The sequence below is a fragment of the Mesorhizobium sp. WSM4306 genome (assembly GCF_007003975.1).
Lineage (GTDB): Bacteria > Pseudomonadota > Alphaproteobacteria > Rhizobiales > Rhizobiaceae > Mesorhizobium.
Map to the genome: position 1 here is coordinate 1 of NZ_VFTC01000005.1, position 18,782 is coordinate 18,782.

Annotated in this window: 12 protein-coding genes; 3 read left to right on the forward strand and 9 right to left on the reverse strand. The window is 63.5% G+C overall.

Annotated features, from left to right (window positions below; translation table 11 throughout):
* Positions 1 to 532: 532 nt before the first annotated feature.
* Entirely contained in the window at positions 533 to 2,503 is a 1,971-nt protein-coding gene (locus FJV77_RS08495) for a M23 family metallopeptidase (RefSeq protein WP_142866376.1), read from the forward strand.
* A gap of 47 nt (positions 2,504 to 2,550) precedes the next feature.
* On the opposite strand, the gene FJV77_RS08500 is transcribed toward FJV77_RS08495, so the two are convergent.
* Entirely contained in the window at positions 2,551 to 4,110 is a 1,560-nt protein-coding gene (locus FJV77_RS08500; protein ID WP_142866377.1) for an MFS transporter, read from the reverse strand.
* 167 nt (positions 4,111 to 4,277) lie between these two features.
* Here FJV77_RS08500 and FJV77_RS08505 point away from each other — a divergent pair, with 167 nt between their 5' ends.
* Positions 4,278 to 4,910: a TMEM175 family protein gene (locus tag FJV77_RS08505; protein ID WP_142866378.1), complete on the forward strand. Its 633-nt coding sequence runs from the start codon at positions 4,278 to 4,280 to the stop codon at positions 4,908 to 4,910.
* Here the strand turns inward: FJV77_RS08505 and FJV77_RS08510 are convergent.
* The 8 genes from FJV77_RS08510 to FJV77_RS08545 form a co-directional block, all read right to left on the reverse strand.
* Positions 4,884 to 6,407, reverse strand: a complete 1,524-nt coding sequence (locus tag FJV77_RS08510; RefSeq protein ID WP_142866559.1) for a L,D-transpeptidase family protein — start codon at positions 6,405 to 6,407, stop codon at positions 4,884 to 4,886. The two genes, FJV77_RS08505 and FJV77_RS08510, sit on opposite strands and share 27 nt — an antisense overlap.
* A 189-nt stretch (positions 6,408 to 6,596) precedes the next feature.
* The gene (locus FJV77_RS08515; RefSeq protein ID WP_142866379.1) at positions 6,597 to 6,953 is read right to left on the reverse strand and encodes an MmcQ/YjbR family DNA-binding protein; all 357 of its coding nucleotides are present in this window, start codon (positions 6,951 to 6,953) and stop codon (positions 6,597 to 6,599) included.
* A 61-nt stretch (positions 6,954 to 7,014) separates the two neighbouring features.
* Positions 7,015 to 9,621 (reverse strand): ATP-dependent chaperone ClpB, encoded by a 2,607-nt coding sequence (clpB, locus tag FJV77_RS08520; protein WP_142866380.1) that lies wholly within the window; start codon positions 9,619 to 9,621, stop codon positions 7,015 to 7,017.
* A 209-nt stretch (positions 9,622 to 9,830) separates the two neighbouring features.
* The gene (locus FJV77_RS08525) at positions 9,831 to 10,814 is read right to left on the reverse strand and encodes a DUF4167 domain-containing protein (protein ID WP_142866381.1); all 984 of its coding nucleotides are present in this window, start codon (positions 10,812 to 10,814) and stop codon (positions 9,831 to 9,833) included.
* A gap of 304 nt (positions 10,815 to 11,118) precedes the next feature.
* Positions 11,119 to 11,997: a peptide chain release factor N(5)-glutamine methyltransferase gene (gene prmC, locus FJV77_RS08530; RefSeq protein WP_142866382.1), complete on the reverse strand. Its 879-nt coding sequence runs from the start codon at positions 11,995 to 11,997 to the stop codon at positions 11,119 to 11,121.
* Positions 11,990 to 13,069, reverse strand: a complete 1,080-nt coding sequence (gene prfA / locus FJV77_RS08535; RefSeq protein WP_142866383.1) for a peptide chain release factor 1 — start codon at positions 13,067 to 13,069, stop codon at positions 11,990 to 11,992. The genes prmC and prfA overlap by 8 nt, the downstream gene beginning before the upstream one ends.
* 8 nt (positions 13,070 to 13,077) lie before the next feature.
* On the reverse strand, positions 13,078 to 15,348 hold the full coding sequence (gene ptsP / locus FJV77_RS08540) for a phosphoenolpyruvate--protein phosphotransferase (protein WP_142866384.1): 2,271 nt from the start codon (positions 15,346 to 15,348) through the stop codon (positions 13,078 to 13,080).
* An 83-nt stretch (positions 15,349 to 15,431) separates the two neighbouring features.
* Positions 15,432 to 16,685 carry an aspartate kinase gene (locus FJV77_RS08545; protein WP_112619289.1) on the reverse strand — a complete coding sequence of 418 codons (1,254 nt, stop codon included), beginning with the start codon at positions 16,683 to 16,685 and terminating at the stop codon, positions 15,432 to 15,434.
* 221 nt (positions 16,686 to 16,906) lie between these two features.
* Here FJV77_RS08545 and FJV77_RS08550 point away from each other — a divergent pair, with 221 nt between their 5' ends.
* Positions 16,907 to 18,769, forward strand: a complete 1,863-nt coding sequence (locus FJV77_RS08550) for a CHASE3 domain-containing protein (RefSeq protein ID WP_246691191.1) — start codon at positions 16,907 to 16,909, stop codon at positions 18,767 to 18,769.
* Positions 18,770 to 18,782 lie beyond the last annotated feature (13 nt).

Below are 18,782 nucleotides of genomic sequence, written 5' to 3' on the forward strand. Positions count from 1 at the left end.
CGTGGCCCGTTACGCTTTTGGCTTCGGGGCCGTCCGAGTGTCGCTTACGCGGCTCTCTTGAATTTCACAAGGGCTTAATCAGAAGCAAACTGCTTCGCCGCCTGCGGCGCACCGCCCTCGTTCGTGAGGCGTATATAGTCGCCACCCAGACAAACTGTCAACTGCCTTCAGCCATGTTTTTGAACTTTTTGCGACAGAAGTTTTGGAGCCCGCGGACTGCCGCAGGGGAACATAGGCGTCGCCAAAAAGGAGCCCTATTGCCGCCGCATTGCCATTCGACACCAAGGCCAACAAGGAAGGCTCCCGCGCGGCCCGCGCGACGCCTTCCTGGAAGAGATCAAGGCGGGGTCTGCACACCGTCGGTTCGGCCTCTCATAAGAGCGTAAAGACGCCTCTTTATAAGGGGCTGTAAAACAGAGCGTGTGAGTGGGGATTTCGCCGCTTCGTTGACTTCACCCGCCGTGACAGGCAAATGTCATGGCCCAACAGAAGCGAAAAGCCGTTCCGCCCGGGGAAGAAGCAGCCTTTCTGGATGCCAGACACGGAAGATGTCATAGCCGAACTCGGCAATGAGCCGCCGCTGATCGCGGATGGCCGCAGCGGACCGCCCGACCGGCGCGAGGTTTCGGCGCGCTGGCTGTCGGGCACCTTCCTTACTGGCGTGACCTCGAGCGTGCTGATGGGCGTGGCGCTGTTTGCCGCCCTTGACGGCCGCCAGCAACTGGCAACCCCGCCCGAAATCGCCGAACTGGCCCAGCTCGAAAGCGGCGGCGATTCCGGCGAGGTCGCCAAGACCACCAGGCTGGTGGCGCCGCGCCAGATTGCCAAGGCCAAGGACCGCCGGCGCATGGAAGTGTCGATGGTGACCAAGGTCGGCGACCGCGACGTTATCCACACCATGCCGTTCGTGCAGATCAAGATGGCGCTGGCCGCCGGCCACACCACCAACCGCGCCTACCCGCCTTTCGACCCGATGCAGGTGTTCGGCGACGATGGCGACTCAACGCCGGCGCAGCCGGCGACGGCTTCCGCGGTTGGCGGCCAGATCTACGGCGCCAAGGTCGAAAGCGAGATGAGCCTGAAGACTGTCGATTTTCCGATCGAGACGGCCTCCTTCGACGAAAAGAGCGACCTGTCCGCCGACGAGGTGGAAAAGGTGGTGCGCGAGGCCGGAACGGATCTCAGCGACGGCGCTATCCAGGTTGCCTCGCTGCATTATGTCGACCCGCAGCGATTCGGCGACGCCTTCGCCGAATCGATGGCCGGTTCCTATGACGTCAAGATCGTGCCGGAAAACGTTTCGGTGGCGCCACGCGTCGCCATCGACGACCAGACCCCGGCTTTCGCCGAGGAAATCATCCCCTTTACCAGGGACCGCGACATTGCCGAGGCCTTTGCCGATTCGGGCTATACGGGCGATGACGCCACCGGCATGGCCGAGGCGATCGGCAAGCTGCTAAACGCACCGGCGCTGAAAGCCGGAACCGTGCTGCGCGTCGGGCTCGAAGTGCATGGTGACGCCGCCAGGGTGGTCCGCACCAGCGTCTATGACAAGACCACGCACATCGTCACCATCGCGCTCGACGATCACGGCCAGTATGTGCCGGCGCAGGAACCCGAACCGAATCCCGAATTGCTGACGGCATTTGACGATTCCTCCGCGCCGGTGGTGGTGCGCGGCAATCTGCCGAACGTCTATGACGGCATTTACCGCGCCGCCTATTCCTATGGCATGTCTAAGAAGCTGACCCAGCAACTGGTCAAGCTTTTGGCCTCCGGCGTCGATTTCCAGTCCAGGCTCAATCCGTCGGACCGCATCGACGTGCTGTTCTCGCAGCCGGACGGCGACGACCAGGCCTCCGACGAATCGGAACTTCTCTATGTCTCGTCGACCTTCGGCGGCCAGACGCGAAATTTCTACCGCTTCCAGATGCAGGACGGCTCGACCGACTATTTCGACGAGGATGGTTCGAGCGCCGAGCAGTTCCTGCTGCGTAATCCCCTGCCCGCGGGAAAATTCCGCTCCGGCTTCGGCGCCCGCCGCCATCCGATCCTCGGCTATGTCCGCATGCACACCGGCGTTGACTGGGCTGCGCCGATCGGAACGCCGATCATTGCCGCCGGCAACGGCACTGTCGAAAAGGCCGGCTGGGCCGGCGGCTACGGCAAGCAGATCATCATCCGCCACGCCAATGGCTACGAGACCTCCTACAATCACCAGAGCGCCTTTGCCAAAGGCATCGAACCCGGCGTTCATGTCCGCCAGGGCCAGACCATCGGCTATCTCGGCCAGACCGGCCTCTCGACCGGCCCACATCTTCACTACGAGCTGATCGTCAACGGCACCAAGGTCGACCCGATGCGCGTGCGCCTGCCGGTCGGCAAGGTGCTGAAGGGCGACGACCTCGTCGCCTTCAAGCGCGAACGCGAGCGCATCGACGACCTGCTCAAGCAGGAAGACAGCAATTCGCTGAAGGTCGCCAGCGCCAAGATCGAAGGCTGAGTCTTCGTGCTGCGAATTAGTTAGTCGCCGAATCAGATTGCCCCGAATCAGGTCGACTGATTCTCTTCGGCTCGTGACCAGGGCAGCTTTTGCCCAGAAACGGTCGCCCAGGCGATAATAGCAGCAAGCAGGCAAAGCAGCGCCGTCACCGTTGACACGGCCGCGAACGCCGCATCGCTGGCGGCGAGCCGTGTTGCATCAAGTTCGGGCGCCAGGCCCGCCGATACCGGTTCGCCAAACCCCGGAATGCCCGACCTGACGCTGGTGTCGAGCATCCTCGAATAGACCCAGGCCGCGAGCGACCCCATCGCCGCCACCGCGATCAGTCCGCCAATGCGCGAGACAGCATTGTTGATGCCCGACGCAGCACCGGTATCCTTGTCCTCGACCGCCGTCATGATCGCCGTCGACAGCGGCGACACCACCAGCGCCATGCCGAGCCCCATCACCGCCATCAGCGGAAAGGTGCCGGTCCAGAAATTGTGCATGCCGGCATGGGTGAGCAAAGCAAGCCCGGCAAAGGCAAAGGCCACGACCAGGCAGCCGCTGGCGATCGGAAACCGCGGACCGATCCGATCCGACCATTGGCCGACGGGACCCGACAGCAGTGCGATCGACGCCGACAGCGGCAGGAAGATGAAGCCCACCTCCTTGGTGCTCAGCCCCCAACCGGCAATCAACAGCATCGGCAGGTAGAACAAATTGGCCGACAGCGCGAAATAGAGGAAGAACGTGGCGACATTGGCGCCGGCGAAGGCGCCGATCCGAAACAGCTTGAGATCGATCATCGGCTCGCTCTGTCGAAGCTCGAAGATGATGAAGACGACGAGCAGCAGCGCGCCCGCGGCGATGCTCGGCCCCGACATCAGTCCTCCGCCTTCGGCACTCATCGCGGTCAGTCCGTAGGCAAGCGCCCCGAAGGCAAGCGTGGCGAGAGCGGCGCCGCCGAGATCGAGGCCTCGCTTCTCCGTCGGCGCGTCGGCGGGAATCTTGGCCAACAGGAGATAGATCGAGATCAGCCCAAGCGGCAGGTTGACGGCAAAGATCGCTCGCCAGATGCCGCCGCCAAAGGCAGCCAGGACAAAGCCGCCCAGCACCGGACCGAGCGCCGTCGTCAGCGCCGAAGCGGCAGCCCAGATTCCGATCGCCCGGCCGCGCTCTTTCTTGGGATAGGCCTTGGCGATGATGGCGAGACTGCCCGGCACCATGATCGCCGCACCGATGCCTTGAATGGCGCGAAAGGCGATCAGCACCAGCGCGTTCGGCGCCACGGCGCAGGCGAGCGAAGCGACAATGAACAGTGCAATGCCGGCGACGAAGGCGCGCCTGAGGCCAAATCGGTCGCCGGCGGCACCCCCGGCCAGGATCAGCGCCGACAGTGTCAGCGCATAGGCATTGGAAATCCACTGCGCCTCGGCCAGGCTGGCGCCGAGGTCGACGCGCATCGCCGGCATGGCGATGGCCAGGATCGACCCGTCGATGAAGCCGAGCGCAGACGCCAGGATCGCCGCGACCAGCACGAACTTGCGCTGCGCCGGCGGACAAAACGAACCATTGGCAAGAGAGCTGGTCAGGGGGATTGCTGCAGCTTCGCTAGGAGACTTCATGAGAGCCTGCTTAGACTTCGGATGCCTTGGCAACAACCAGCCAGAGCTTCGCAGTCCTTGAAACCAGATCGACCTGACCGCATGGGCAGGAACCACGCCTCAATGGATGCAACCGGCACATGGCGCGTGTTAAGTTTCTTGCAACGTACAAAGCAAGGGGAAGCCGCATGAAACGACCGCTCGAACCATCGGTAGAGGCGCGCGGGCGCGTTGTCGGCATCACCGATGGCGTCTTTGCCATCGCGCTCACCCTGATCGTGCTTGAGATTCGGGTGCCGGCGCACGAAATGGTCCACTCCGAGGGCGAGCTGCTTTCGGCGATCGCAGCACTGGCGCCCCGCTTCCTGACCTATGCACTGAGCTTCCTGACGCTGACCATCTTCTGGTTCGGCCAGCAGGCGCAGCACGGGCTGATCGCGAAGTCGGACCGCAGGCTCGCGACACTGAACCTATGCTTTCTCGCCTTCGTCGCGCTGCTGCCCTTCTCGACCGACCTTCTTGCCGATTTCCTGGAGTTCAAGATCGCGGTGCTCGTCTACTGGCTGAACCTGCTGATGCTGGGCGCAACGTTGTTCGCCAGTTGGTGGTATGCCGACGGGAACGGCATGATCGCCGAGGATGTGGACGCTGAAGCGCGGCGCACGGTCTACAATCGTATCGTCAAGGCACAGGCGCTGTGGGCGGCCGGCGCGGCGCTGTGCCTGATCACGCCGCTGCTCAGCATCGGTTTCATCCTGCTGGTACAGCTCATCTATGCTGCCGCGCCGCGCGCCTCACTGCTGCGTAAACTCATCGGTTGAGGTCCCGCCGACATCCGCGATTGTTGGTCCGCCGACGAATTCCACCGTGACGCCCGGCGAGACGAGCTTGGCCAGTTCTCGCGCATCCCAGTTGGTCAGGCGCACGCAGCCATGGCTTTCGGTCTTGCCGATCTTGGAGGGATCGGGCGTGCCGTGAATGCCATAGGTCGGCTTGTCCAGCGCAATCCACACCGAGCCGACCGGGCCGTTGGGACCGGGCGGAATGGTCAGGATCTTGTCGTTCTGGCCCTGCTTGAAATTGATGCTGGGGTTGTAGGTGTAGTTCGGATCGAGCGCGACCCGCGACACTGTATGGGTGCCGGTGGGCGACGGCGTGTCGGCTGAGCCGATGGTGGCGGGATAGGCCGCAACCAGCTTGCCGGCTGCATCATAGGCGAACACCTGCTTCTTGTCCTTGTCGGCGACGATGCGGGCAACCGGCGTTGCGACCAGCCTGCCGAAATTGGCGACCTTGATGATGGTACCGGGACGGTTGAAGTCGGCCTCTGGATTGAGTCCCTTCAGATAGGTCTCGTCCATGTGGAAGCGTTCGGCCAGCGCCTCGGTGACGGAGGTGTAGGCCATGCGGTCGAGCTGCGCTTTCTGGCTGTAATCTTCCGGTATCGAGGCGACATAAGGACCGGCCGCGTCCTCCGGAGTGATCGTATAGTTTGCGAAAGCCTCGCCCCCGGTTTGCGCCAGCGCTGCCTGGATGCCGACGGCGTCGGTCGAGCGCAGATTGCTGCCGGTGATCTGGTTATAGGCGGCCAGCGCCTTGTCGACATTGGAGCCGAAGCGCCCGTCGATGACGCCGGGCGAAGCGCCGGCGCGGTCGAGCAGCACCTGCAGAGCCGCCACATCCTGGCGTGCCCCGAGCGAAAGCGAAGGGTCGACGACGGTCTTGCCGCCATCGGTCCTGGGCGGCAGAGTGGCCTGGTCGCCGGGTGCCGCCGGTTCGATCGAGGCTTCGTTCAGCGGCTGGCGCTTGACGGGGCGCGGCTCGGCAGACTTCGGTGCTTCCGGATAAATGTCGCCATCACTGGCGTCATCCTGTGGCGCCGACGGATAGGCATCCACCGAATTGCCGCTGTCTGGATCGTACTCGTCGTCCGGCGGAATGACCCTGCCTTGCTCTTCCAATTGCCTGCGGCGGAAACGCGCCATGTCTTCGGGATCGTCGAGATAATAGCGGTCGTCGTCTTCGACCGGTGCACGTCCAAGTTCGCGCGCCCGCATCTGACGGCGCAGCGCACGGCGGTCGAGCCTGGTCTGCGGCGGCTGGATGGCGATGACCTTGCCGGTGTCGGCATCGACAATGACGCGGTTGCCCCTGGCGTCGTAATAGATGTCGAGGTTGCCGTCCTGGGCAAGCACGATGCCGCCGCTATCGGCAGCGCGAACAACCGGCAGTGCACTATCCACCGTCGGCGATGCCATGGCGCTGGACGCAAGCAGCCCGGCGGCGAGCACCGAAAAGGCAAAGATCGTGCGGAACATGGTGGTCATACTCTCCGGTCGTAATTGCCGCAGCCCCGGCAGTGTCCCTTCAGAACGCTCTCGCCACCGTTTGGATGCGCAAGCAACGCCCTGACCGTCAAAAAGCCTGCAGGCAAACCCCTTCGCCAGCAAACCAGAACATAAGCTTTCCAACATGAACCGGGCATGAAGATGGCGGATTTCAGGTCGCTACAGGCCCAATTCCTTGCGCGTCTGCTTCGTCAGCTTGAGGACGACGAGGCGATGGCTTTCGCCGAGATAGTCCTTCAGCGCATCATCATCCATGCTCTGGCTTGTCTGACGCTGGATCCATTTCATGCCGCGCGAAGCGAGGTACGGCGCCGGCCGGCAGCCGGGCTGGTCCTTCAGAATGTCATAGGCCATTTCAGAACATTTGAAGGTGACGAAAAGCTGTTCGCCATCATTCCAGCCGCCGATGGCAAAGACCTTGCCGCCGACTTTCCAGACATGGGCGCCGCCCCATTGCACGACACGAGTCGTCTGCGGCAGCGAGGCGCAGAAACTGTTGTAGTCGTCCAGCGTCATTCGCCCCCCGCGAATTCACAAGAAAACGCCGCGCGTCCGTTCGGGACGCGCGGCGTATTGATCAGGCTGCGGCTTCAGTCGCCACCACACTGGGCTTCGACCGGAAATTTAACCGGTCGGACCCAGCGGTGACTTTGACGGTCGAACCGTCGAGGATCTCGCCGAGCAGGATCTTCTCGGCCAGCGGGTCCTGCAGGTCCTTCTGCATCACCCGCTTCAGCGGCCGCGCGCCATAGGCCGGGTCGTAGCCCTTGGCCGCCAGCCAGTCGACCGATTCCTGGTCGAGCGACAGCGTGATCTTGCGATCGACAAGCAGGCTTTCCAGCCGCTTGAGCTGGATCTCGACGATGCGGCCCATATCCTGCCGGCGCAGCCGGTGGAACAGGATCACCTCGTCGACGCGGTTGAGGAACTCCGGCCGGAACGAGGCTCTCACCACGCTCATCACCTCGTCACGCACGGCATCGACATCCTGGTCTTCGCCGAGATTGACCAGATATTCGGCGCCGAGGTTCGACGTCATGATGATCAGCGTGTTGCGGAAGTCGACCGTACGGCCTTGGCCGTCGGTCAGCCGCCCGTCGTCGAGCACTTGCAGCAGCACGTTGAAGACATCGGGATGCGCCTTCTCGATCTCGTCGAACAGCACGACCTGATAGGGCCGCCGCCGCACCGCTTCGGTCAGCGCGCCGCCTTCCTCATAGCCGACATAGCCAGGAGGTGCGCCGATCAGCCGGGCGACCGAGTGCTTCTCCATGAACTCCGACATATCGATGCGCACCATCGCGCTCTCATCGTCAAACAGGAAGCTCGCCAGCGCCTTGGTCAGCTCCGTCTTGCCGACGCCGGTCGGCCCGAGGAACATAAACGAGCCTATCGGCCGGTTCGGATCCTGAAGGCCGGCACGAGCGCGCCGCACAGCTTTCGACACCGCCTGCACCGCCTCGCCCTGGCCGACGACACGCTTGCCGATCTCGTCTTCCATGCGCAGCAGCTTGTCGCGTTCGCCCTGCAGCATCTTGTCGACCGGAATACCGGTCCAGCGCGACACGATATGGGCAACGTGATCGGGTGTGACCACCTCTTCGACCATGCCAGCCTTGCCGTCCTGGGCTTCGGCTTCCCGGAGCTTCTTTTCCAACTCCGGGATCTTGCCATAGGCAAGCTCACCGGCGCGCTGGAATTCACCCTTGCGCTGAGCAATGGCAAGCTCGTTGCGGGCTTCGTCGAGCTGCTTCTTAAGATCGGCGGCGAGCCCAAGCTTCTGTTTCTCGGCCTGCCATTTGGTCGTGATCTCGGTCGATTCCTCCTCGAGGCCGACGAGTTCCTTTTCCAGACGGGCGAGCCGATCCTTCGAGGCGTCATCCGTCTCGACCTTCAGCGCCTCGCGCTCGATCTTGAGCTGCATGATGCGGCGGTCGATCTCGTCCAGCGCCTCCGGCTTGGAATCGACCTGCATCCTCAGCCGCGACGCGGCTTCGTCGACGAGGTCGATCGCCTTGTCCGGCAGGAAACGGTCGGCGATGTAGCGGTTGGACAAGGTTGCCGCCGCCACCAGTGCCGAATCCGAGATGCGCACCTTGTGGTGCTGCTCGTATTTTTCCTTCAGGCCACGCAGGATCGAAACCGTGTCTTCCACGGTCGGTTCGTCGACGAAAACCGGCTGAAAACGACGGGCAAGGGCGGCGTCCTTCTCGACATGCTTGCGGTACTCGTCGAGCGTGGTCGCGCCAACGCAGTGCAGTTCGCCGCGCGCCAATGCCGGCTTCAACAGGTTCGAAGCGTCCATAGCGCCATCGGCCTTGCCGGCGCCGACCAGCGTGTGCATCTCGTCGATGAACAGGATGATTCCGCCGGCGGCAGCAGTGACTTCGTTGAGCACGGCCTTCAGCCGCTCCTCGAACTCACCGCGATATTTGGCACCGGCAATCAGCGCGCCCATGTCGAGCGCCATCAGTTGCTTGTCCTTCAGCGATTCCGGCACGTCGCCATTGACGATGCGTAGCGCCAGCCCTTCGGCGATCGCCGTCTTGCCGACGCCGGGTTCGCCGATCAGCACCGGGTTGTTCTTGGTGCGCCGCGACAGCACCTGGATGGTGCGGCGAATCTCGTCGTCGCGGCCGATCACCGGGTCCAGCTTGCCGGCGCGGGCGTCGGCGGTCAGGTCGCGCGCGTACTTCTTCAGCGCGTCATAGCTCTGCTCGGCGCTCGCCGAATCGGCGGTGCGGCCCTTGCGCACATCGTTGATGACCTGGTTCAGCGCCTGCGCGGTGACGCTGGCCTTGGCCAGGATATCGGCCGTCTTGGCCGACTTCTCCATGGCCAGCGCCTGCAGCAGCCGCTCGACGGTGACAAAGGAGTCACCGGCCTTCTTGGCCAATTCCTCGGCCGTCGAAAACACCTTCGCCAGCGGCTGCGCCAGATAAAGCTGGCCGTTGCCGCCTTCCACCTTGGGCATGGCCTCAAGTGCGGTCTCGACGCCGAGCTTGACATCACGGACATTGCCGCCGGCGCGCTCGATCAGCGAGGCGGCCAAACCCTCATCGTCATCGACGAGGACTTTGAGCATATGTTCGGGGGTGAATTGCTGGTGATTGCGCGAGAGCGCCATGGTCTGGGCGGATTGGATGAATCCGCGGACGCGCTCGGAGTATTTCTCGAGGTTCATATCTGTCTCCTTCCATCACCGGCCCGCATTGCGGCACCGGATCAGATTGCGGTGACGGACCCGCTCATCGGAGCCGGGTCCAGTTCACGCCAGATATGGGGCGCAAGCCATTGCCGCTCAAGACGTCCGGCACAGGATATTGCATACCTGAGCAAACGAAAACGGCGGAGATTTCTCTCCGCCGTTTCAAGGATTACCGTCTTGCTCGGTCAGTTGTTGGCGTCGACGACGAACGGGTCGACGGCAGGGCTCTCAGCCGGAGCCGCATCGACCACGTCGGTGGTAGCGGCGGCGTCGTTGGTCGGCTGGTCGGCACCAACCTGGTCACCGCCAGACTGGTCGGCGCTGACCTGATCGGCATTGGTGCGCGGGCGGCGCGGGCGCCGCGGGCGGCGGGCAGCGCCGTTCTCGGCGGCGGCCTCATTGAGTTCGGCACGAGCGGCAAGAGCCGCCGGCGACAGGTTTTCGTACAGCGGCGCCGGCTCGGAGAAACCAGTCTCGGCTTCGGATTCAACCGCGGAAACAGCCTCCGCCTGCACCGGGGTTTCGGTGAAGCGCTGCTGGTCGCCGCGCTGGCCGTTCTGCTCGCCGCGCTGGGCATAGTCGCCACGCTGGTCGTTCTGGCCATAACCGCCATGGGGACGGCGATCACGGTTGCGGCCATTGTTGTCGCGCCCGTTATTGTTGCGGCCATTGTTGTCACGGCCATTGTTGTTCTCGCGGCCGTTTTCCTGGCCATATGCCAGTTCGGCCGGCGTGCCTTCGATCGTCGGCTGAGGACCGTTGCCGGGGTTGGCCTGCGGAGCTTGCGTCTCGCCGCCATTGCCGTTGCCGGCATTGTCGAAATCGTCGCGATCTTCATCGTCGTCGAAATCGTCGCGGTTCTGCTGGGCATTCTGGATCGGCAACTGCGCCTGAGCGGCGGCAATAATGCGATTGTAGTGCTCGGCGTGCTGGAGATAGTTTTCCGCCATAACCCGGTCGCCGGAGCTTTGCGCGTCACGGGCCAGAGTGGCGTATTTTTCGGCGATCTGCTGAGCCGATCCGCGGATCTTCACGTCCGGGCCGTTGCTCTCGTAGTTGCGCGTCAGGGGATTTGGGCCCTTGCGGTTGTTGTTGTTATTGTTGTTGCCACCGCCGCCGCCATTGTTGTTGCGACCGCGCATGCGCCTGTTCTGCTGTTGTGGCCTCATAAGACTCTCTTCATTTTGAAATTTTCGAAAAACGTTTCACGAACGGAGGCGCTCATGCAGCCAGCCGTTTCGTTTCTTCACCGGCGTTCGCCCGCATCAATTGCGTTGGCGCCACGTGTCATCCTGTTCCGGTTACATCACTTGCCGGACGATTCCCGCACGAAGCTTGGGCGTCGTTTGCGCAAGAAGGCAGCTATTTCCAAGGAAAACCGAATCGCTAAGAGCACTGCCCGCTTCGTCTCATCCGGTTAAGGCAGACCCTAGCCGTATTCCCCGGCATTGCCAAGCGCTTTTTTGCACTGCGTCAAGGCTTTCCCTGTTCAAACATAAGAACCCTGTCGTTTCCACCAAGATCGACAAATGCCCCGGCCAACCTGTAGCCGGCTGCCGCGAATATGTCTTTGACCTCATTGCGCTGCGTGTGGCCGATCTCGACCGCAATCTTGCCTTGTGCTTCCAAAAACCCTGCCGCTTCGGCGGCGATGATTCTGTAGGGGCCAAGACCGTCCACACCGCCGTCAAGGGCTCTGCGCGGATCGAAATCGCGGACCTCGTCCTGCAGATTTCCAATGTCTTCAGACGGTATATAGGGAGGGTTTGCGGCAATTACATGGTACCGGCCGCAAACTTTTGCAAACCAGTCGGAGTGCAGCGCCTCAAACCGGCCGGTCAGCCCGAGTTGCTCGGCATTGCGGGTCGCGGTCGTGAGCGCATCTTGTGAAATATCCACGCCGATGGCGGTTGCGGCGGGAACGGCGCTGAGCAAGGCCAGCGCAATGGCGCCGGTGCCGGTGCCAAGATCGAGGATACGGCATTCCCCCAGCCTTTCGACCGTTTCGCTGGCAAAAGGCAGGACCGCCTCGACCAGTGTTTCGGTGTCCGGCCGCGGCTCCAGCGTTTCCGGCGACAGCGCGAGGCGCAGACCGTAAAATTCGCGATAGCCGAGGATGCGGTGAACCGGTTCGCCGGCAAGTCGGCGCCGCAAGGCAGCATCGATTGCGGCGAGCGCACCGGCGTCGAGCGCCCGTTGCGGCTCGGCGATGGCCTGGGTTCGATCGGTGCCTGAGAAATGTTCGACGATCAGCCTGGCGTCCAGTGCCGGATCGGCGACGCCGGCCGCGGCAAGCCGCTCCCGCGCTGCCCGCAGCAGCGGCCCGAGCGTGCCGGGCAGATGATCAGCCATCGAGACCGATATCGGCAAGCAGCTTCGACTGGTGGTCGGCGATCAGCGCGTTGATGACCTCGTCCAGCTCGCCCATCATCACCCGGTCGAGCTTGTAGAGCGTCAGGTTGATGCGATGGTCGGTAAGGCGCCCCTGCGGGAAATTGTAGGTGCGGATGCGCTCGGAACGGTCGCCCGACCCGACCTGTGATTTGCGCGCCTCGGAGCGCTCTTCGTCCGCCTTGCTGCGCTCCATGTCATAGAGCCGCGCGCGCAGGATCTGCATGGCCTTGGCCCGGTTCTGGTGCTGCGACTTTTCCGCCTGCACCACCATGATGCCGGTCGGCAGATGGGTGATGCGCACCGCCGAATCGGTGGTATTGACGTGCTGGCCGCCCGAACCCGAGGCGCGCATCGTGTCGATACGGATGTCTTCGGCACGGATGTCGATGTCGACCTCTTCGGCCTCCGGCAGCACGGCAACCGTTGCCGCCGAGGTGTGGATGCGCCCGCTGGCCTCGGTCGCCGGTACGCGCTGCACGCGATGCACGCCGGATTCGAATTTCAGATGGGCAAAGACCCCTTTGCCGGAAATGGTGGCGATGATTTCCTTGAAGCCGCCGGCATCGCCGTCGCTGGCCGACACGGTCTCGAAGCGCCAGCCGCGTTCGGCGGCGTAGCGCTCATACATGCGAAACAGGTCGCCGGCGAAAAGCGCCGCCTCATCCCCGCCGGTGCCGGCGCGGATTTCGAGGATGGCGTTCTTGTCGTCGGCGGCATCCCTGGGCAGCAGCAGGATCTGGATATCCTTCTGCAGTTGCTCGATGCGCTCCTCCACCCCGGGCAGATCGGCCTCGGCCAGCGCCCGCATCTCGGCATCGGTGCTTTTATCGGCAAGCATCGCTTCGAGGTCGGCCTGTTCATGCTCGACTGAGCGCAATTCCCTGACCTTGGCCACCATGTCCTGCAGCTCGGCATATTCCGATGCCATCTTCACATAGGCGTCGGCCGCCGGCCCGGCCGACATCTGCGCTTCGAGCATCTCGAAACGCTTGACGACCTGATCCATACGCTCGCGGGGAAGATTGACCATGGTTGATGCTATAGTGGAATGGAGCGGTCGTCGGCAAAGGCCTGCAGCAGCGCCCGCATCGGTAGCCCATGCGCCGGCGCCATCAGATTGTCGTCGAAGAAGGCCTGCAATTCCTCCAGCGGCAGTTCGGTCAGCATCGCCTTGACCGGGCCGATCGAGGCCGGCGACATCGAGATCGAGCGGTAGCCGAGACCGATCAGCGCCATGGCGGAGATGGGTTTTCCCGCAAGTTCGCCGCACAGGGTCACCGGCGTGTGGTTGCGCTCGCCGGCGTCGGCAATCTGCTTCAGCACCCTGAGGAACGGCGCCGACAGCGTGTCGAAACGGTTGGACAGCTGCGTGTTGCCGCGATCGACCGCCATGACGAACTGGAACAGATCGTTGGAGCCGACCGAGACGAAATCGACCGCCTTCATCAGATCGTCGAGCTGGAACAGCAGCGACGGCACTTCCAGCATGGCGCCAAGCTTGAGGCTGGTCGGCAGATGATGGGCAAAGCGCGACAGATGCCTGACCTCGCGGTCGATGATCTCGCGCGCCTGGGCGATTTCGCCGAGTTCCGTCACCATCGGCAGCATCAGCTTCAATTCGCGCCCGCCGCAGGCCTTCAGCAAAGCGCGGATCTGGGTCCTGAGAAGGCCCGGCCGGTCGAGCGTCAGGCGGATCGCCCGCCAGCCCAGCGCCGGGTTTTCTTCCTGGATGGCGCCCTTGAAGTAGGGCAGCACCTTGTCGCCACCAATATCGATGGTGCGGAAGGTGACCGGCTTGCCGCGTGCCGCGTCGAGCACGTCGCGGTAGAGTTTCTCCTGCGCTTCGGCGCGCGGGAAGGTCGAGGCGACCATGAACTGCAATTCGGTGCGGAACAGGCCGATGCCGGCAGCGCCCGCTTCGGCAAGCTGCGGCAGATCGACGGCCAGGCCCGCATTCATCAACAAGTCGACCTGGACGCCGTCCTTGGTCACAGACGGCTTCTTGCGCAGTTCCCGGTAGACCTCCTGCCGGCGCGCCCGGAAGCGGACTTTTTCGGCATAGGCGGCTTCGAGATCGGCCTGGGGCCGCAGATGGATGATGCCTTCCTCGCCGTCGACGATGATGGCATCGCCGTTTTCCGCCATGGAAACGGCGCCCTTCATCTGGCCGGCGACCGGAATGCCCATGGCCCGCGCCACGATGACGACGTGGCTGGTGGCGGCGCCGTCTTCCAGCACCACGCCGCGCAGCTTGTCCCGGGGATAATCGAGCAGTTCGGCCGCACCCATCGAACGCGCGACCAGGATGGCGTCCTTCGGCAGCGAAGCCGCGACATCGTCCGGCCCGCGTCCCATCAGCTGGCGCAGCAGCCGGTTGGCGAGATCGTCGAAGTCGCTCATCCGCTCGCGCAGATAGGGATCGGTCATGTGCAGCATGCGGGCGCGCATGTCGCTTTGCACCTTTTCCACCGCCGCTTCCGCCGTCAGGCCGTTGCGGATCGCCTCCTCCAGCCGGCGCACCCAGCCGCTGTCGTTGGCAAACATGCGATAGGCTTCGAGCACCTCGCGGTGTTCGCCCTCGAAGGCGACCTCGCGGCGTTCCAGCATGTCATCGATGGACAGCCTGAGCGAGCCGAGCGAGGCCTGCAGCCGGCGGACTTCCTCCTCGCTGTCCTCGTTAAACAAATTGGTGACGACGATGCGCGGCTCGTGCAGCACGACATGGCCAAGCCCGACGCCCTCATTGAACGACAGGCCGGTGAAGCTGACGGGACGGCGCAGGTCGAGTTCGAGGCCGGGCCGGGTGAGCCGGGCGAGATCGCCGGTGGCGATCATCTCGGCGATCACCATGGCGGTGGTCTCCAGCGCCTCGACTTCATCGTCGCGGTAGTGGCGCATGGTCTTGTTCTGCACCACCAGCACGCCCAGCGTGCGCCCTGCCCTCAGCACCGGCACGCCGAGGAAGGAATTGTAGATCTCTTCGCCAGTCTCTGGCAGGTAGGCGAAGGCCGGATGTTCCTGCGCGTTGGAGAGGTTCAGCGGCCGCGCGCTGGCGGCAATCGTGCCGACCAGACCTTGCCCCAGCCGCAGCTGCGCCAAGTGGACGGCGTTCGGGTTCAGACCCTCGGTGGCGTAGAGTTCGAGCACCGAATCGGCGCGCAGCACATAGAGCGAGCAGACTTCGGCGACCATGTTGGAGGCGATGTCGCGCACGATCCGGTCAAGCCGCTCCTGCGGCTCCAGCGGCTCCTGCATGAGCTCGCGGAGCCGTTTCAGCAGAACGCGCGGGCCACTGGCCGTATCACGCATCGCGGCTTCTTCTCCAATGGGCATTTTGCCCGCCGCAGTTTCCACTGCGACCGGCGCACACGCAACAACTCAAATCGTTCTCGCTACTGCTTATCCAGACCGTAGACGGAATGCAAAGTGCGAACCGCCAGTTCGGTGTAGGGACCGTCGATCAGTATCGAAATCTTGATCTCGGAGGTGGTGATGGCCCGGATATTGATGGCCTTGTCGGCCAGCGCCTTGAAGGCAGTGGCGGCCACGCCGGCATGGCTGCGCATGCCGATGCCGATGACCGAGACCTTCGACATGCCGGCTTCGGACTGCACCACGTCATAACCGATCGAAGCCTTCAGGCGCTCGAGCACAGCCAGCGCCTTGTCGACGTCGCCCGACGGAACCGTAAAGGTCATGTCGGTGAACTTGCCGTCCTCGGAGATATTCTGGACAATCATGTCGACATTGATGTTGGCCTCGGCCAGCGGGCCGAAAATGCCGGCGGCAACGCCCGGGCGATCGCCGACGCGGCGCAGCGAAATCTGCGCTTCGTCCTTGGCGTAGGCAATTCCGGTGACGACCTGCTGTTCCACGATCTCTTCCTCGTCGCAAATAAGCGTTCCCGGAGGATTGAGCAAATCCCCCATTCCGGGCGCATCGGGATCGTCGAAGGACGACCGCACGAAAGTACGCACCCTGTGCACCATGGCAAGCTCGACCGACCGCACCTGCAGCACCTTGGCGCCGAGCGAGGCCATTTCGAGCATTTCCTCGAACGAAATCTTGTTAAGCCGCCGCGCCTTGGGTTCGATGCGCGGATCGGTGGTGTAGACGCCGTCGACATCGGTGTAGATGTCGCAGCGATCGGCCTTGACCGCGGCGGCGATGGCCACCGCGCTGGTGTCTGAACCGCCGCGGCCGAGCGTGGCGATGCGGTTGTCCGGACCGATGCCTTGGAAACCGGCGACGACTGCCACCTGACCCTCGCCGAAACGCTTGATCAAAAAAGCGCCGTCAATGTCCAAGATGCGCGCCGCGCCATGTGCGTTGTCGGTCTTGATCGGGATCTGCCAGCCCTGCCAGGAGCGAGCATGCACGCCCATATTCTGCAGTGTGATCGCCAGAAGGCCGGCGGTGACCTGTTCGCCGGAAGCGACAACGGCGTCATATTCGCGCGCGTCATGCATCGGCGAGGCTTCGCGTGTCCAGGCAACCAGCTCATTGGTCTTGCCGGACATCGCCGAGACCACCACGGCCACCTCATGGCCGGCGTCGACCTCGCGTTTGACGTGACGCGCCACATTGCGGATGCGGGCGATGTCGGCGACGGATGTTCCGCCGAATTTCATCACGATGCGCGCCATGGAAGCGAAATGCCTTTGACTGAAGCCGGCCTGGGCCGAAAGGGGAAGAAGACGGCCGGCAGAAGACGGCCGCTGAATGCGCGGCCTCCTTAGCCAAATGATCGCCATTTCGCAAGGCTGGCCGCGGATTGCCGGTTCAGCATTGCAGCATATTGCGTTCCGCCCCGCCGCCGCTTACCAAATGCTGCCTGCGGGAAACTCCTTTTGGTCCGGCATATCAAATGATTGCTCGTCTTCGGCGCGCCATACGATGGCAGTCGCTGCCGCTTTTCACCGGCTTTGCCGTGCTGGCGTTGATCGTCGGCACACGCGCCGTGCTGGTCGAGGGTCAGCGGGCCAACCGCGAGGCGGCGCGCCAGACCATCGACTACCAGGAATCGCTGTCCACCCTGCTGTCGCTGGCGCAGGACGCCGAGACCAGCCAGCGCGGCTATCTGCTGACCGGCGACAAATCCTACCTCGTGCACTATCGGCAGGCGGTGGAAGCCATTCCGGGCCAGCTTGCCCGCATCGACACCATGACCGCGCCGGATGACGAGCTCGTTCAGCAAATCAACCGCATCAAGGATGCGCTTGCACAAAAGCAGACTGAATTGGCCGCGACGATCGGGCTTTATGACCGCGGCGATGCGGCAAAGGCGCTGGAACTTGTGCGCGGCGGCGAGGGCAAGGCCGCCATGGACCAGATCCGGGCCAGCATGGACACGATCCGGCGCATCAGCGGCGCGGCGATCGCCGCGCGCGACGAACACACCGACCGGGTCGAGAACTGGCTGCGCATCGGCTCGCTGGCGGCGTTGCTGGCGATCTTCCTGCTTGGCGCCTACACGATCCGCCTGTCCCGCCGCCGGTTTCGCGATGTCGCTGTCGCCCAGGAGGAGCTGATGCGCAAGAACATCGAGCTCGGCAACGAGATCCGGACGCGCGAAACGGCCGAATCGCAGATCCGCCAGATGCAGAAGATGGAAGCGGTCGGCCAGCTGACCGGCGGTATCGCCCACGATTTCAACAATATGCTGGCGGTGATCATCAGTGCCATGAACCTCGCCCAGCGCAAACTCCAGCGCGGCGAGCACGACATCGCGAAATTCATCGAAGCGGCGGTCGACGCGGCGACCCGGGCCGCCAATCTGACTGCCAGGCTGCTCGCCTTCTCGCGCCAGCAGCCGCTGGCGCCGCAAGTGGTCGACACCAATCGTCTGGTTACGGGGATGTCGGACCTGTTGCGGCGGGTGCTCGGCGAAACCATCCGCATCGAAACCGTGCTTGCCGGCGGCCTGTGGAAAACCCATGCCGATCCGAGCCAGCTCGAGAACGCCATCCTCAATCTGGCTGTCAACGCCCGCGATGCCATGGACGACAATGGCAAGCTGACCATAGAGACCGCCAACAGCCATCTCGACGACGGTTATGCCGCCACCCATGCCGAGGTCAAAGCCGGCCAGTATGTGATGATCGCGGTCAGCGACACCGGTGCCGGCATGCCGGCGGACGTCATGGAGAGGGCCTTCGAGCCGTTCTTCACCACCAAGCCGGTCAACAAGGGCACCGGCTTGGGGCTGAGCCAGGTGTTCGGCTTCGTCAAACAGTCGGGCGGTCACGTCAAGATCTATTCCGAACCGGGCGAAGGCACGACGATCAAGCTCTATCTGCCGCGTTTCTTCGGTGCGGAAGAGGCCGTCCTGCCCACTGGCCGAGGAGACAATCCCGCTGAAGTCACCGAGACAATCCTCGTTGTCGAGGACGACGCCCGCGTGCGCGCATCAACCACGGACGCCTTGCGCGAACTCGGCTACACCGTCATCCATGCCGGCAGCGGCCAGGAGGCCTTGCAGAAACTGGCGGACAATCCGGGCGTGGCACTTATGTTCACCGATATCGTGATGCCGGTGATGAACGGCCGCAAGCTCGCGGAGGAAGCGCTGGCGCGCCTGCCGCAGTTGAAGGTGATCTTCACCACCGGCTTCACCAAGAACGCCGTGGTCCACAACGGCGTGCTCGACCACGACGTGCATTTCCTGGCCAAGCCCTTCACCATCGAGCAACTGGCAACGAAACTGCGCGACGTGCTGGACGCGAAGTAGCCGTACCGGAAAC